Here is a 15471-nt window from a genome sequence, read left to right as displayed (position 1 = left end):
AAGCACGGCGTGTAAGTTCCCGCTCCGGGGACCCGTCCGACACAGACCGGGCCGGGGAGCGCCGCACGCCGGACGGGCTTCCGCCAGACGGGCCCCGGCGGCAGGAAAGGGACGAGGAACCGTGCACAAGAGGCTCGCGACAGCACTGACATGCTGCGCCGCGCTGGTCTTCACGCTGTCCGCCTGTGGCGGCGACGACAACCGGGAGGAACTGGACGCCTGGGCCAAGGACGTCTGCGGCGACATCAGGCCACAGGTCGAGAAGATCCAGGAGGCCAGTGGCGCCATCGCCGCCGCGACCGAGGGCGACCGGTCGCCCGCCGAGGTGCAGGAGACGGACTCGGCCGCGTTCCAGGAGATCTCGGACGCGTACGCCGCGCTCGCCGACGCCGTGGACGGCGCGGGCGACCCGCCGGTGGACGACGGCGCCAGGCTCCGCGAGGACGCGGTGTCCGAGCTGCGCGACCTGTCCGGCTCGTACGGGGACCTCAAGGAGACGGTGGACGGTCTCGACACGTCGGAGCAGGCCGAGTTCTCCCAGGGGCTGCGCGATGTCGCCGGGCAACTGGAGGAGCTGGGACAGAGCGGTGACCAGGCGCTGCACGAGTTGCAGACCGGCGACCTCGGCGAGGCGATGGCCCGTCAGGAGGGCTGCCGCAGCACGCCGACGGGTGACGGCGAGGGTGACACCGAAGGTGACGCCGCGTCGGAGGAGGAGCCCGCCGGGGACGCCGCCGACGAGTGACCCGCACCCCCGTCGCCACAATGGAGCCGTGAGTACCCCCGTCACCCCCGGCCTCCCCGTGCCTGGCCCCGCCGTCGCGCCGCTGCGCGACGCCCTGCTGGCCGCCTCGTTCACCCCGGACGGTCTGCTCGACCTGCTCGGCGCGCCCGCGTACGCCGCCCTCGCCCGCGGCGAGACCGTCCCCGCGCTGCGCGCCACCGAGGGCGACGCGGGACCGGCCGCCACGCTCGTACGCCTCTTCCTGCTCCAGCGCCCGGTCCCCGAGGCCGCCGCGCGGGCCGCGCTCCCCCTCGCGGCGGCGCTGGCCGACGGCTGGCTGGCGCGCGAGGGCGGCGAGGTCAGGGCGGCCGTGGACATCCGCCCGTACGCGGGCGACGACGGGCAGGACTGGTGGATCGTCTCCGACGCCGGCTGCGCCGTGGGCCGCGCGGCGGGCGCCGGCGGCCGGGCGCGGGACGTGGTCCTCGGCGTCGGCGGCGCGTCCACGACGCTGGCGCAGCTGACCGTACGGCTGCCCGCGCGGCGTGTCCTCGACCTCGGCACCGGTTCCGGCGTCCAGGCGCTCCACGCCTCCGGCCACGCCGAGAGCGTCACCGCGACCGACGTGAACCCCCGCGCGCTGCGCATCGCCGCCCTCACCCTCGCGCTCTCCGGCGCGCGCCCCGCCGACCTGCGGCAAGGGTCGCTGTACGAGCCGGTCACCGGCGAGGACGGCTACGACCTGATCGTCTCGAACCCCCCGTTCGTCATCGCGCCCCCCGCGCCCGGCGCAGCGCTGACCTACCGCGAGGGCGGCCTCGGCGGCGACGAGCTGTGCCGCACGCTCGTCCGGCGCGCCGCTGGCCACCTCGCGGACGACGGCTGGTGCCAGCTCCTCGCGAACTGGCAGCACGTCGAGGGGGAGGACTGGCGCGAACGCGTCGCCGCCTGGGTGCCCGCGGGCTGCGACGCGTGGATCGTGCAGCGCGAGCAGCAGGACGTCACCGAGTACACCGAGCTGTGGCTGCGCGACGCCGGGGCGCACCAGGGGGACCGGGCCGCGTACGAGGCGGCGTACGGTGCGTGGCTCGACGAGTTCGCCGCGCGCCGCACGCGGGCGGTCGGATTCGGCTGGATCACGCTGCACCGCAGCGGCACCGATCACCCCTCCCTCACCGTCGAGGACTGGCCGCACACCGTCGAACAGCCGCTCGGCGAGACGGTCCGGGCACATTTCGGCCGCCAGGACTTCCTCCGCCGCGCCGACGACGCCACGCTGCTGCGCACCCGTTACGAGCCGGCCCCCGGCGTCGTCCAGGAGCAGCTGGGCGAGCCTGGCGCGGAGGACCCGGAGCACGTCGTCCTGCGGCAGCGGCACGGGATGCGGCGGGCCACGGCCATGGACACCGTCGGCGCCGGGTTCGCGGGCGGGTGCGACGGGACGCTGCCCGCCGGTGCGATCCTCGACGCGATCGCGCAGATTCTCGGCGAGCGCGGGGACACGCTCCGTGAGCAGGCGCCGCGCTGGCTGCGCCCCCTCGTCGAGCAGGGGTTTCTGCTGCCGCGCGGCTGACGGCGCGGGCCGCCGCCGGGCCGGGCGCGTACCCCGCGTCACGCTCGTGTGACGAGACACGGACAAGCCGCGGGGCCCGGCCGGGCGGCGGGAATGGCGGATCTCGGGTTACCGTTCGAGATGCGTTGCGGAGTTTTCCCTTGTGGCACGCAGCAGGGATGTACCGTCACACTCCGCATGTCCGTAAGCGCCCCCGAGGCTGGAGAGAAGAGCAGAAGTTGTCCCCGACCAGCGAGACCGCGAACGGCGGACGCCGACTTGTCATCGTCGAGTCGCCCGCCAAGGCGAAGACGATCAAGGGCTATCTCGGCCCCGGCTATGTGGTCGAGGCCAGCGTCGGGCACATCCGTGACCTGCCGAGCGGCGCCGCGGAGGTGCCGGCCAAGTACAAGAGCGAGCCGTGGGCCCGCCTCGGCGTCAACGTGGACGACGACTTCGAACCGCTCTACGTCGTCAACAGCGACAAGCGCGACCAGGTCAGGAAGCTGAAGGAACTGCTCGCCGACTCCGACGAGCTGTACCTCGCGACGGACGAGGACCGCGAGGGCGAGGCGATCGCCTGGCACCTCAAAGAGGTCCTGAAGCCCAAGGTCCCGGTCCGCCGGATGGTCTTCCACGAGATCACCCGCGACGCGATCCGCCAGGCCGTCGCCAACCCCCGCGAGCTGAACCAGCTCCTCGTCGACGCCCAGGAGACCCGCCGCATCCTCGACCGCCTCTACGGCTACGAGGTCTCGCCGGTCCTGTGGAAGAAGGTCATGCCGCGGCTGTCCGCCGGCCGCGTGCAGTCCGTCGCGACGCGTCTGGTGGTCGAGCGGGAGCGGGAGCGCATCGCGTTCCGCTCGGCCGAGTACTGGGATCTCACCGGGACGTTCGCGACGGTCCCCGGCGACGGTACGTTCGAGGCGCGCCTCAGCGCGGTCGCCGGACGGCGTGTCGCGCAGGGCCGCGACTTCGGCCCGGACGGGCGGCTGCGCAACCCGGGCCAGGTCGAGGCGCTCAGCGAGGAGAACGCGCGCGCCCTCGCCGTCGCGCTCGCCGACACGTCGTTCGCCGTCCGCTCGGTCGAGGCCAAGCCGTACCGCCGCTCCCCGTACGCGCCCTTCCGCACCACGACGCTCCAGCAGGAGGGCTCGCGCAAGCTCGGCATGGGCGCGAAGGCGACCATGCAGGTCGCGCAGCGGCTGTACGAGAACGGCTTCATCACCTACATGCGGACCGACTCGACGACGCTGTCCGACACCGCCGTCAACGCCGCCCGCGCCCAGGTCGAGCAGCTGTACGGCGCGGACTACCTGCCGGACCGGCCGCGCGTGTACGCCAGCAAGGTCAAGAACGCGCAGGAGGCCCACGAGGCGATCCGCCCCTCCGGCGACCGCTTCCGCACCCCCGCCGAGACCGGCCTGACGGGCGATCAGTACCGGCTGTACGAGCTGATCTGGAAGCGCACCGTCGCCTCGCAGATGAAGGACGCGGTCGGCCAGTCGGTCGCCGTGCGCGTGGCGGGGACCAGCGCGGACGGGCGTGACTGCGAGTTCAGCGCGACGGGCAAGGTCATCACGTTCCACGGCTTCCTGAAGGCGTACGTCGAGAGCGTCGACGACCCGGGCGCCGACTCCGACGACCGCGAACGCCGCCTCCCGCAGGTCACCGAGGGCGACGCGCTCACCGCCCGCGGCATCGAGGCGGACGGCCACGCCACCAAGCCCCCGGCCCGCTACACGGAGGCGACGCTCGTCAAGGAGCTGGAGGAACGGGAGATCGGCCGCCCGTCCACCTACGCCACGATCCTCGGCACCATCCTGGACCGGCACTACGTCTTCAAGAAGGGGACGGCGCTGGTCCCCTCGTTCCTCTCCTTCGCCGTCGTCAACCTGCTGGAGCGGCACTTCGGCCGCCTCGTGGACTACGACTTCACGGCGCGGATGGAGGACGACCTCGACCGCATCGCCACCGGCGACGCCGAGGCCGTGCCGTGGCTGCGGCGCTTCTACTTCGGCGAGGGCGAGGGCCCCGGCGTGGGCGTCGCGGCCGACGCGGGGAACGGCGACGGCGACCACCTCGGCGGGCTCAAGGAACTGGTCGAGGACCTCGGCGCGATCGACGCGCGGGAGATCTCGTCGTTCCCGGTCGGCGACGGCATCGTGCTGCGTGTCGGGCGGTACGGGCCGTACGTCGAGGCGCCGCCGGAGGACCCGGCGAGCGGCGAGCCGGGCAAGCGCGCGGACGTCCCCGAGGACCTGCCGCCCGACGAGCTGAGCGTCGATCTCGCCAAGGAACTGCTGGCGCGGCCGAGCGGCGACTTCGAGCTGGGCACCGACCCGGACACCGGTCACCCGATCGTGGCACGCGACGGGCGGTACGGGCCGTACGTCACGGAGGTCCTGCCCGAGGGCACGCCCAAGACGGGCAAGAACGCCGTGAAGCCGCGGACCGCCTCGCTGTTCAAGTCGATGGCGCTGGACACGGTGACCCTCGACGACGCGCTGCGGCTGCTGGCACTGCCGCGCGTGGTCGGCGTGGACCCCGAGTCGGGGCATGAGATCACGGCGCAGAACGGGCGGTACGGGCCGTACCTCAAGAAGGGCACGGACTCGCGGTCGCTCCAGAGCGAGGAGCAGCTCTTCTCCATCACGCTGGCGGAGGCGCAGGCCATCTACGCGCAGCCGAAGCAGCGCGGGCGGGCCGCCGCGAAGCCGCCGTTGAAGGAACTGGGCACGGACCCGGTCACGGAGCGGCCGGTCGTGGTCAAGGATGGCCGTTTCGGACCGTATGTGACCGATGGGGAGACGAACGCGACGCTGCGCCGCGACGACGACCCGGAGACCATCACACCGGAGCGCGGGTACGAACTGCTCGCCGAGAAGCGCGCCAAGGGCCCGGTGAAGAAGACCGCGGCCAAGAAGACGGCCGCCGCCAAGAAGACCGCCGCCAAGAAGACCACGGCTAAGAAGACGACGGCTAAGAAGACCACGGCCAAGAAGGCGCCCGCGAAGAAGGCGCCCGCGAAGAAGGCGGCGGCCAAGCAGTCCGCGCCGGACGCCGGTTCCGCCTGACGCGCCGCCGACGGCCCGGCCGCGCCGCCTCCCGGGCCGTTGGTCCGACCGGCGCGTCCGGGCGCATGTTCGGGCGGGTGGGACCGTTGTCCGTGCCGAACGTTACGCTGGCCGAATGACGCGAGCAGAGCAACCAGAGGTTGACCCCACCTGGCGCGCCACGGACGAGGCACTCGCCGCGGATTCCCGTGAACGCGCGCGCCGGACGCTCCTTCAGGTCCCGGCGCTGCGGCGGCTGTGGGAGGCGCAGTTCACCGGCGGTATCGGCGACGCCCTGTCGGTGCTGGTGTTTCTCCTGCTCACCGTGCAGGCCGCGTTGTACCTGCCGGAGGATGGCGGCGACCCGCTGTTCGGCGGCGAGTACCGGGGCGTCGCCCTCGCCGTGACCCTCACGCTGGCCGTCCGCCTGGCGGCCACGCTGCTGTCCGGCGTCCTGCTCCTCGGCCCGCTGGCCGGACTCCTCGCGCCCGCCGGGCCGCTCGACCGCCGCTGGACCATGATCGGCGCGGACGGCGTACGGGCCGCGCTGCTGATCGTGGCCCCCCTGTGGATCGACTGGACCCCCACCAGCGCGTACGTCTACCTGCTCGTCACCGTCTTCCTGACCGGCCTGGCCGAACGGGTGTGGACCGCCGCGCGCGACAGCGTCGCCCCGGCACTCCTGCCGCCCCCGCCGCCCGAGGGCGCCGCCGTCCGCCCGCTGCCCGACCATCACGAGGCGCTGCGCCGCCTGTGGTTGCGCGGCGGCTTCCTGGCGCTGCCGTTCGCGGCGCTGGCCCTCGTCGGCGCCGCGCTGGTCAGCAACCTGCTGGCGACCGGACTCGACTGGTTCGGCACGCACCAGGCCGCGCTGGCCTCGTACGTCGCCGCCGGATTCTTCGCCGCCGGGATCTCCGTCCTCTACGGCCTGCGGCTGCCGGGAACGGCGCCGCGCGGTCCCGTCTCCCCCCTCGAAGGCCTGCGCCGCCCCGCCGCCGGTACCGACCCGGACAAGGGCCGTACGGGCGCGATCGGCGTCCTGGTCCTCGGCTGCGCCGCCGTCGCCGGGGCGGTCGCCGCGGCCGTCGGCGTCGGTGTCCTGCGCGTCGCCGACCTGGGCGGCGGGCCGGTCGCGTTCGGCCTGCTGGTCCTCGGGCTCACCGGGGGCGTCGCCGCCGGGGTGCGGCTCGCCCCGCTGACGCTGCCGACGCTGTCGCGGCGGCGGCTGTTCGCCCTCGCGCTGGCCCTGACCGGCCTCGGCGTCTTCGGCGTCGGCCTGATCTCCGACCCGGCCACCATCCTGTTCACCGCCGCCGCGACCGGCCTCGCCGCCGGTGTCGCCGCGCACACGGGCCATGTCCTGCTCGACCAGGAGACCGAGGACTTCCGCAGGCCCCGGCTCACGCAGCACCTGCACGCCGTCGTCCGCGTGGTCGTCGCGCTGTGCGCCGTCCTCGCGCCGCTGGCCGCCGCGCTGATCGGCCCGCACCGGGTCGAGCGCGGCCGCTTCACGCTGGAGCACGGCGGCGCCGCGTTCACGCTGATGATCGTCGGCGTGCTGCTGCTGCCCGTCGCCGCCGTCGTGCTCGGCCGGGCCGACGACCGGCGCGGCCGGTCGCTGCGCCGCGACCTCGCCGAGGCCGTCCGCACGCCCGCCGGAGGCGCCGACCCGGTCGGCGCGCCCGCGCCCACCGGCTTCTTCATCGCCGTCGAGGGCGGCGACGGCGCGGGCAAGTCCACCCAGACCGAGGCGCTGGCCGACTGGATCCGCGCCAAGGGCCACGAGGTCGTCGTCACCCGAGAGCCGGGCGCCACGCCGATCGGGCAGCGGCTGCGGACGATCCTGCTCGACGTCTCGTCCGGCGGCCTGTCGCACCGGGCCGAGGCCCTGCTGTACGCCGCCGACCGCGCGGAGCACGTCGACTCCGTCATCCGCCCCACCCTGGAGCGCGGCGCCGTCGTCATCAGCGACCGCTACGTCGACTCGTCCGTCGCCTACCAGGGCGCGGGCCGCGACCTGTCGCCGACCGAGGTCGCCCGCATCTCCCGCTGGGCGACCGGCGGCCTGGTGCCGCACCTGACGGTGCTGCTCGACGTGTCGCCCGAGACGGCGCGCGAGCGGTTCACCGAGGCGCCGGACCGCCTTGAGTCGGAGTCGGCCGAGTTCCACCAGCGGGTGCGCGCCGGGTTCCTGGCGCTGGCGGCGTCCGACCCGGCCCGTTACCTCGTCGTGGACGCCGGGCAGGACCCCGAGTCCGTCACGACCGCCGCGCGGCACCGCCTCGACCAGGTGCTGCCGCTGTCCGAGGCCGAGGTCAGGGCGCGCGAGGAGGCACGCCGCCGCGCCGAGGAGGAGGCACGCCGCCGGGCCGAGGAGGAGCGGCAGCGTGCCGAGGAGGAGGCGCGCAGGGAGCGCGAGCGCCAGGAGGAACTGGCCCGCCTGCGCGCCGCCGAGGAGGAGCGGCTCCGCCGCGAGGCGGAGGAACGCCGGCTGGCCGAGGAGGCGCGCCTCGCCGAGGAGGCCAGGCTCCGTGCCGAGGAGGCGCGTCGCCGCGCCGAGGAGGAGCGCCGCCGCCGCGAGGCGGAGGAGCGGCTGCGGCGCGAGGAGGAGGAACGGCGCCGCCGCGAGGCCGAGGAGGAGGCCCGGCTGCGCGCGCAGGCCGAGGAGCGGCGCCGCGAGAAGCAGCGGAAGGCGGAGGAGGCGCTGCTGCGCGCCGAGCAGGCCCGCCTGGCGGCGGCGGACGACGCGGAGACGCAGCAGATCCCGCGTTCGACCGCCGAGACCCAGCAGATCCCGCGTCCCGTCGAGCCCGGCGGCCAGGACAGCGAGGAGACGGCGGTCATCCCGCGTGCGGACGACGCAGCGCCTGGCGCGGCGGGCGACACCAGGCCGCTGCCGCGCGTGGACGAGGACGGTGCCGGGGCGGCGCGCCGCCGCCCGCAGTGGGCGGAGGAGACGCCGCTGGACGACGTGCCGACGCTGGCCGACGAACTCCTCGGCCCGCGTGGGGGGTACGACGACGAGCCGGACGACGAGGACGGCAAGGGCGGTCGCGGGCGGCGCTGAGCCACTACGACGGCGACGGCCGGCGGCCGGGACGGGAACCCCCCGCCCCGGCCGCCGCCGTTTCGCCGCAGATGGGGCTCCGCCCGGTGCGACGACGCGGTGGCCCCGGATGCGTCGCGGTTCCTCCTTCAGGCCGGTACGCGCTGCCCCGGGAATGGAAGCCCGGATCAACACCCTGCTGGAGGCCCACCCTCTTTCCCCGGTCCTGACCTCGATGCCCGGCGTCGGCGTCAGGACCGCCGCCGTCCTGCTGGTCACCGTCGGCGACGGCACCAGCCTCCCCACCGCCGCCCACCTCGAACACGCGCCCCGAGGAGGAAACCGGCAACTCAAACGCGCGATGTTCCTGTCCGCCTTCGCCTGCATGAACGCCGACCCGGCTTCCCGCGCCTACTACGACAAACAGAGAGCCCGCGGCAAGACCCACACCCAAGCCCTCCTCCGCCTCGCCCGCCAACGCATCAGCGTTCCTGTTCGCCATGCTCCGCGACGGCACCTCCTACGAATCCGGGACACCAAAGAACGTCGACCTCGCCGCATAACCCCAACAACCCGAACCACCCCAAACCCGACAGAGACACCTTGACGAAAGACATAGAGGCACCCCCCGAGCCGGCCCGGGGCCCGGGGCTTCCTGCCGCGCCGATCCCGCGGAATGCGATCTGTTCCGCTGCCGGACCGCGGCCGGTTGCCGGGGTGGCGGGCCTTCGGACGTCGGGGTCCGGCCGGTGACGAAGCCCTTCACGGCGACCACTCCCGTCCGGCCCGCCGCGACGCGCGCGGTCAGCGCTGCGGCGCGGGACGGCGCCTCGTGCGGCTCCGAGGGGTTCCCCTCCCGGCCGGGCCCGGACCCTCCGGCCGTGTCCTCCAGGACCCCGCCGGCCACCGCCCGTTCGGCCCGTTCCCACGCCCGCCGGGGACGGCCCGCCGGGCGCGTACTCCTTCGAACGCGAAGCCGGAAGGCGGCCGAACACCGGGGCCGCGTCCCCGGGCCGTACGGGCGCTGTCAGTGCCGTGCCGCAGAATGGGCTGCGGCGGACGGCACCCGCCGCCCGCCGGGATGGAGTGAACGATGACGGTCTGGGACGACCTGGTCGGCCAGGACCGGGTGACGGCACAGCTGGGCGCCGCCGCCCGGGACGCCGACGCCTATGTCACCGCTGCCGGGCGCGGCGAGGAGCCGGAGCTGTCCGGTTCGGCGATGACGCACGCGTGGCTGTTCACCGGTCCGCCCGGGTCGGGCCGCGCCGAGGCGGCGCGGGCGTTCGCCGCCGCGCTCCAGTGCGTCAGCCCCGACCGCGCCCTCGGCGGGCAGCCCGGCTGCGGCTTCTGCGACGGCTGCCACACGGCGCTCATCGGGACGCACGCCGATGTCGAGGTCATCCGCACCGACCTGCTCACCATCGGTGTCAAGGAGACGCGCGACCTCGTCCGCCGCGCCCAGCTGTCCCCGGCGGGCGGCCGGTGGCAGGTCATCGTCCTCGAAGACGCGGACCGCCTCACCGAAGGCGCGGGCAACGTGCTGCTGAAGGCCGTCGAGGAGCCCGCGCCCCGCACGGTGTGGCTGCTGTGCGCGCCCTCCATCGAGGACGTGCTGCCGACCATCCGCTCGCGCTGCCGCCAGCTGTCGCTGCGCACCCCGCCCGTCGCCGCGGTCGCCGACGCGCTCATACGGCGTGACGGCATCGAGCCGGACGTCGCCCACGCCGCTGCCCAGGCCACCCAGGGGCACCTGGCGCGCGCCCGGCGGCTCGCCACGGACGAGCGGGCGCGTACGCGGCGGCTCGCCGTGCTGCGGCTCCCCGAGCGTCTCACCGATGTCGGCGGCTGTCTGCGCGCGGCGCAGGAACTCGTGGACACCGCCGCCGAGGACGCCAAGCAGCTCGCCGAGGAACGGGACGAGAAGGAGACCGAGGAGCTGCGCGCCGCCCTCGGCGCCACCGACGGCAAGCGCATGCCCCGGGGCACGGCGGGCGTCATGAAGGACCTGGAGGAGCGGCAGAAGCGCCGCGCCACCCGCGCCCAGCGCGACGCCCTCGACCTCGCCCTCACCGACCTCTCGGCGTTCTACCGGGACGTGCTGGCACGCCAGTTGGGCTCGGCGGCCGGACTCGCGGGCGGGGAGAGCGCCGCGGCCGTCGAACGGATCGCGGCCGTCGGCGGGCCCGCGCGGACCCTGCGCCGCATGGAGGCCATCCTGGACTGCCGCCGCGCGCTCGACCGCAACGTCGCGCCGCTCCTCGCCGTGGAGGCGATGACCATGGCGCTGCGCTGAGACGCGCCCCGCGCGGCGGGCGGTATGTGCCGGGCAGCGCGTACGGGCTACGCTCCACGTCGAGGCACACACGCAGCTATACGGGGGAAACATGCGCAAAACCCGTCAGGCCCTGACCGCGCTGGCCGCCGCCACGGCGCTCCTCGCGGCGGGCTGTTCGTCGGACGACCGCCCGGACGAGCGCGCCCCGGAGCGCACCCCGGCGGGCGGCGGCGAGTCGACGGACGGGGCGGCGGCCGACGCGCCACCCCTGGAACCGCTGCCCGAGGCGATCCCCGACGACCTCAGGCCGTACTACGACCAGGAGCTGTCCTGGAGCCCCTGCGGCGGTTCCGGCTTCGAATGCGCCACGGTGACCGTCCCGCTCGACTACGACGCCGCCGGCGCGGGGCAGGACATCGGGCTGCGCGTGACCCGGCTGGAGACGTCCGAGCGGGACGGGCGGATCGGCACGCTGCTGATGAACCCGGGCGGCCCCGGCGCGTCCGCCGTCGACTTCGTCCAGAGCTGGGGGGACGCCGCGTTCCCGTCCGAGACGCTGGACCGCTACGACCTCGGGGCCATCGACCCGCGCGGCACGGGCGGCAGCGAGCCCGTCGAGTGCCTGACCGGCGAGGCGATGGACGACTACACCCTGGTCGACCGCACGCCCGACTCCGAGGAGGAGGGGGACGCGCTCGTCGCAGCCATGGAGGAGTTCACCGCGGCGTGCGCTGAGAACTCGGGCGACCTCCTGGAGCACATCTCCACCATCGAGACCGCCCGCGACATGGACATCGTGCGCGCCGCGTTCGGCGACGAGCGGCTGCACTACCTCGGCTTCTCCTACGGCACCAAGCTCGGCGCCGTCTACGCTGGCCTCTTCCCGCAGCGCGCGGGGCACCTCGTGCTCGACGCCGCGGTGGACCCGCGCCTGCCCACCCTCGACACCGACCGGGAGCAGGCGGGCGGCTTCGAGACGGCGTTCCGCTCGTTCGCCGAGGACTGCCTGACCTACGACGACTGCCCGCTCGGCGACAGCGGCGTGGACGGGGCGTCCGAGGCCATGCTCGACTTCTTCGCCCAGGTGGACGCCGAGCCGCTGCCGAGCGGCGACCCGGAGCGCCCGCTCACCGAGTCGCTCGCCACGACCGGCGTCTCCAGCGCGCTCTACGCCGTGTTCCTGTGGGGCGACCTGCGCAACTCCCTCGCCCAGGCCATCGAGGACGGCGACGGCTCCGGCCTCCTCGCCCTCGCCGACAGCTACAACGAGCGGGGCCCGGACGGCTCGTACGACACCAGCTCGTACGCCTTCCCCGCCATCAGCTGCCTCGACAGCCCGGCGGGCAACGAGACACAGGACGACGTCCGCGCCTCCCTCGCCTCCTACGAGGAGGCGTCCCCGACCTTCGGCCGCGACTTCGCGTGGGCCACGCTGGTGTGCGGCGCCTGGCCGGTGGAGCCGACGGGGCACCCGGTCAGCATCGCGGCCTCCGGGGCCGCCGACATCCTGGTCGTCGGCACCCTGCGCGACCCCGCCACCCCGTACGAATGGGCCGAGGGCCTCGCCGAGCAGCTGGAGTCCGCGACGCTCCTGACGTACGACGGCGACGGCCACGGCGCGTACGGCGGCAACAGCACCTGCGTGGACGACGCGGTCAACGCGTACCTGGTGGAAGGAACCGTTCCGGCGGAGGGCACGACCTGTTCCTGACCCTGGAATGATGGGTTCATGCCGTGCATCCGCTACCGCACCGCCATATCGGCGCGCATCGAGGGTGACCTCTCTCCCCGCGAGGTCACCGACCAGGAACTGGACACGCACCTGGCCACCTGCGAGGACTGCCGCCGCTGGTCGAAGCGCGTCCGCACCCTGCGCGAGGCGACGGACGACCTGCTCCGCCGCCGCCGTTCAGGTGCACCCCCCGAACCTGTGTAGACTAACCACCGCTGCACCCCCACCAGGGCACCCAGCACCCGCCGCCTTAGCTCAGTCGGCCAGAGCGACGCACTCGTAATGCGTAGGTCAAGGGTTCGATTCCCTTAGGCGGCTCCATGGTGAGCCCCAGGTCAGGCCTCTGACCTGGGGTTTCTTGTTCCGGATGACCTTGGAATCTCGGCAATTCGGGCACCGTCCGTCTGTGCATCGTAATGCGTAGGTCAAAGGTTCGATTCCCTTAGGCGGCTTGGGAAAGCCCAGGACAGAAATCTTCTGGCCTGGGCTTCTTTTGTTCTGGTAGCTGTTGTGTGGGGTGGCGGGCAGGAAGTGCCGGGGCTCGATGTGGGAAGCGACGGCGTGGATCTGGTTGGGCGTGCCCGGGGTGACATGGTGCGCCTCCTTCAGGATCAGGAGAACGAAGGTACGGCGCCCGGGGCGGAGCGGCGGTTTCGTCGATCCGCCCGGTGGCGGTGTTTTGTCGATGAGCCGCTGTGCCTTGGGCGTGCGCAGCCTGGCGCAGGGACCTGGCGGCCTTCTCGTCGCGCCACTTGAGGGTGAGCCGTGTGGTGAGCCCGGCCGTGGAGCCGCAGTTCCTCGGCGGCCAGTCCGGCTGGTACGGCTCGGTCGCCACCCCGGACGTCGGCGGAGGAAGGCCGCGAGGTGTTCCGACAGGTGTGCGCCTGCGGGGGTGTGGAGTACGGGTCTCCGGCAGAGTAGCCCTCGAACTGCGTCTATGGAGTTCTTGGTTGTCGGTATGGTCGGCTGGGGAGTAAGGAGTGCGTTGACAGTCGGGCGAGAGGTAGGGGAGGGGTCGCATGAGGGTGGAGCTTCCGCCGGAGCCGGCGTACTTCGTCGATCGTGAGGAGCAGCGGGAGCGGGTGCTGCGTGCGGTGCGGGAATGGCGGGGGCGTTCCAGGCCGCTGGTCGTGGCGCTCGACGGGCCGGGCGGGATCGGGAAGACGGAGCTGGCGCATCTGATCGCCCGCGCGCACCGCGCCCGTTTCCCCGGCGGGGTCCTGGCGGTGGATCTGGACGACTTCCGGCTGGGCGGCGTGCTCGACCCGGGGGACGCCCTGGCGCAGCTGCTGGAGTCCCTCGGGGTGGAACCGCAGCTCGTCGCCGCCCAGTTCAAGGCGCGGTGCCGGCAGTACTGGAACGTGACGTCCGACGCGCGGCTGATCCTGGTCGTGGACAACGCGCGGTACGCCTCGGAGGTCGTTCCGCTCCTTCCCGCGTCCGGTGGGTGCCTGGTGGTCGTCACCAGCCACGGTCCGCTCCACGACGTGGCGGACGGCGCCTCCCTCGGTCTGACGCTGCCGCCCCTGGAGGAGCGGGACGCCGCGGAGCTGCTCGGGCTCGTCGTCCAGGACGCCCGGCTGGCCGCCGAGCCCGAGGCGGTGCGGACGCTGGTGCGGATGTGCGAGGGGCTGCCGGCGGCCCTGCACGCCGCCGGGCGGTGGGTGCGCGGGCACCGGCTGCGCCCGCTCTCCCGGCTGATCCCGCAGTTGCGGGGTGAGCTGGAGGAGAAGGGCGTGCCCGACGTGGCGCGGGTCTGGGACACCGTGTACGAGGGTCTGTCCCGCCAGGGGCGGCTGCTCTACCGCCTGCTGCCGCACCATCCCGGAGCGGCCTTCACCGTCGAGTCCGCCACCGCGCTGCTGGGGCTCGGCCAGGAGGCGTGTGAGGAGTCACTTGAGGAACTGCACGGAGCCGGATTACTCGACCCGCGCTTCCTGCCGGGCTCGGGGGACGGGCGGATGCGGCTGCCGGGGCCGTTGCGCGGACACGCGCTGCGCCGGTCGCGCCAGGACGCCGCCGAGGGGGAGGTGGGCGAGGGCCAGACGCGGGTGCTGCGCTGGATGGTCCGGCAGGGGCAGCGGGCGGACCGGTTCGCCGCCGGCCGGCGGCTGATCGTCTCGGCGGAGTACGCCGCCGTGCCCGGCGCACCGGACGTGCCGCTGGCGGACCCCGACGAGGCGGTGGACGACGCGGCCAGGACCGAGCGGGCCGAAGCCGCTTCGCGCTGGCTGTACGAGGAACGCCACACGCTGCTCGCCGCCGTACGGATGGCTCACGGGCGAGGACTTGACGCCGAGGTGGTGGCGCTGTCCGAGCCGGTGTGGACGTACGCGCTCGACCATCCGCACCAGTCCGACGTGGTCGGGGTCTTCCGCCTCGCCGTGGCCTCCGCCGTCCGGCACGGCGGGAACGCGGCATGGCTCGTGCGGACGCGCTGTCAGCTCGCGCGTCACCTGTGGGAAGCCGGTCTGCTGGACGAGGCCGGGCGTGAACTCGACGGGGCCGAGGCCGTTCTCGGGCTGCTCGGGGACAGCGCCCGGGATCGCAAGCTCGGTGCCTCGCTCATCGAGTTCCGGGGGATGCTCAGGAGCGTGAGCGGTGACTGGCGGGCGGCCGCGGCCGACTTCGCCCGGTCCCGTGAGATGCATCTGGCCATCCCGAACCCCTACGGGGCCATGCTCCAGACCTACCGGCTGGGCGAAGCCAGGGCGGCGCTCGGCGAGGCGGAGGCGGCGTACACCCTGCTGTCCGAGGCGCACGCCGGGGCCGCGGAGCTGCGCCGCGAGCGGATGACGCGGCGTACGGGCTTCGCGCTCGCCGGAGTCCTGTGCGCGCTCGGGCGTACGGAGGAGGCACGGCCGTTGTACGAGCAGTCGCTGCGGAGCGCCCGGGGCCGGGGCTCCGGCTTCGACCAGGCCCGTGTCCACGACGCGATGACCGGACTGGCCGAGGCGGAGGGGCGGGCGGGCGAAGCCGCGGAACACCGTGCGGCGGCCCGCGACATCCGGCGGCGCAACGGGCTCGACGACGGCCAGGAGGACGGGACGGTCTGAGCGCGTCGCGCCGGACGGCGGGTGGCG

The 15471-nt window shown here is 74.1% G+C and carries 8 protein-coding genes, 1 tRNA gene and 1 pseudogene; all 10 read left to right on the top strand.

The annotated features are described in order from the left end of the window. Positions 1–121: 121 nt before the first annotated feature. Positions 122–745 carry a small secreted protein gene (locus ACL02R_RS13455; RefSeq protein ID WP_412797109.1) on the top strand — a complete coding sequence of 208 codons (624 nt, stop codon included), beginning with the start codon at positions 122–124 and terminating at the stop codon, positions 743–745. 28 nt (positions 746–773) lie between these two features. Then, positions 774–2297, top strand: coding sequence for a methyltransferase (locus ACL02R_RS13450; RefSeq protein ID WP_412797108.1), 1524 nt, complete (start codon positions 774–776; stop codon positions 2295–2297). 218 nt (positions 2298–2515) lie between these two features. Then, positions 2516–5353, top strand: a complete 2838-nt coding sequence (gene topA, locus ACL02R_RS13445; RefSeq protein WP_412797107.1) for a type I DNA topoisomerase — start codon at positions 2516–2518, stop codon at positions 5351–5353. A 115-nt stretch (positions 5354–5468) separates the two neighbouring features. Beyond that, complete coding sequence (tmk, locus tag ACL02R_RS13440) at positions 5469–8399, top strand: dTMP kinase (RefSeq protein ID WP_412797106.1); 2931 nt, start codon at positions 5469–5471, stop codon at positions 8397–8399. A gap of 154 nt (positions 8400–8553) precedes the next feature. Beyond that, positions 8554–8941: pseudogene (locus ACL02R_RS13435) on the top strand (transposase); the annotation flags it as partial. Positions 8942–9471: 530 nt separating this feature from the next. Continuing rightward, on the top strand, positions 9472–10674 hold the full coding sequence (locus ACL02R_RS13430) for a DNA polymerase III subunit delta' (protein ID WP_412797105.1): 1203 nt from the start codon (positions 9472–9474) through the stop codon (positions 10672–10674). Positions 10675–10765: 91 nt separating this feature from the next. Continuing rightward, the gene (locus tag ACL02R_RS13425; RefSeq protein ID WP_412797104.1) at positions 10766–12367 is read left to right on the top strand and encodes an alpha/beta hydrolase; all 1602 of its coding nucleotides are present in this window, start codon (positions 10766–10768) and stop codon (positions 12365–12367) included. A gap of 18 nt (positions 12368–12385) precedes the next feature. Continuing rightward, a complete protein-coding gene (locus ACL02R_RS13420) occupies positions 12386–12592 on the top strand; it encodes a zf-HC2 domain-containing protein (protein ID WP_412797103.1) in 207 nt (68 codons plus the stop codon). Between the two features lie 40 nt (positions 12593–12632). After that, a tRNA-Thr gene (locus tag ACL02R_RS13415) sits at positions 12633–12709 on the top strand. 698 nt (positions 12710–13407) lie between these two features. Continuing rightward, positions 13408–15444 carry an NB-ARC domain-containing protein gene (locus tag ACL02R_RS13410; protein ID WP_412797102.1) on the top strand — a complete coding sequence of 679 codons (2037 nt, stop codon included), beginning with the start codon at positions 13408–13410 and terminating at the stop codon, positions 15442–15444. Positions 15445–15471 lie beyond the last annotated feature (27 nt).

It is taken from the genome of Streptomyces sp. MS19 (assembly GCF_047200595.1).
GTDB lineage: Bacteria > Actinomycetota > Actinomycetes > Streptomycetales > Streptomycetaceae > Streptomyces.
Note: the sequence above shows the minus strand (reverse complement) of the source record. Positions and strands in the feature narration are given on the sequence as shown.

Bases quoted from the DNA above. Each gene is read 5' to 3' on its own strand.
- ACL02R_RS13410 (WP_412797102.1), top strand. From the start codon at position 13,408: ATGAGGGTGGAGCTTCCGCCGGAGCCGGCGTACTTCGTCGATCGTGAG.
- ACL02R_RS13420 (WP_412797103.1), top strand. From the start codon at position 12,386: ATGCCGTGCATCCGCTACCGCACCGCCATATCGGCGCGCATCGAGGGT.
- tmk (WP_412797106.1), top strand. From the start codon at position 5,469: ATGACGCGAGCAGAGCAACCAGAGGTTGACCCCACCTGGCGCGCCACG.
- ACL02R_RS13430 (WP_412797105.1), top strand. From the start codon at position 9,472: ATGACGGTCTGGGACGACCTGGTCGGCCAGGACCGGGTGACGGCACAG.
- ACL02R_RS13425 (WP_412797104.1), top strand. From the start codon at position 10,766: ATGCGCAAAACCCGTCAGGCCCTGACCGCGCTGGCCGCCGCCACGGCG.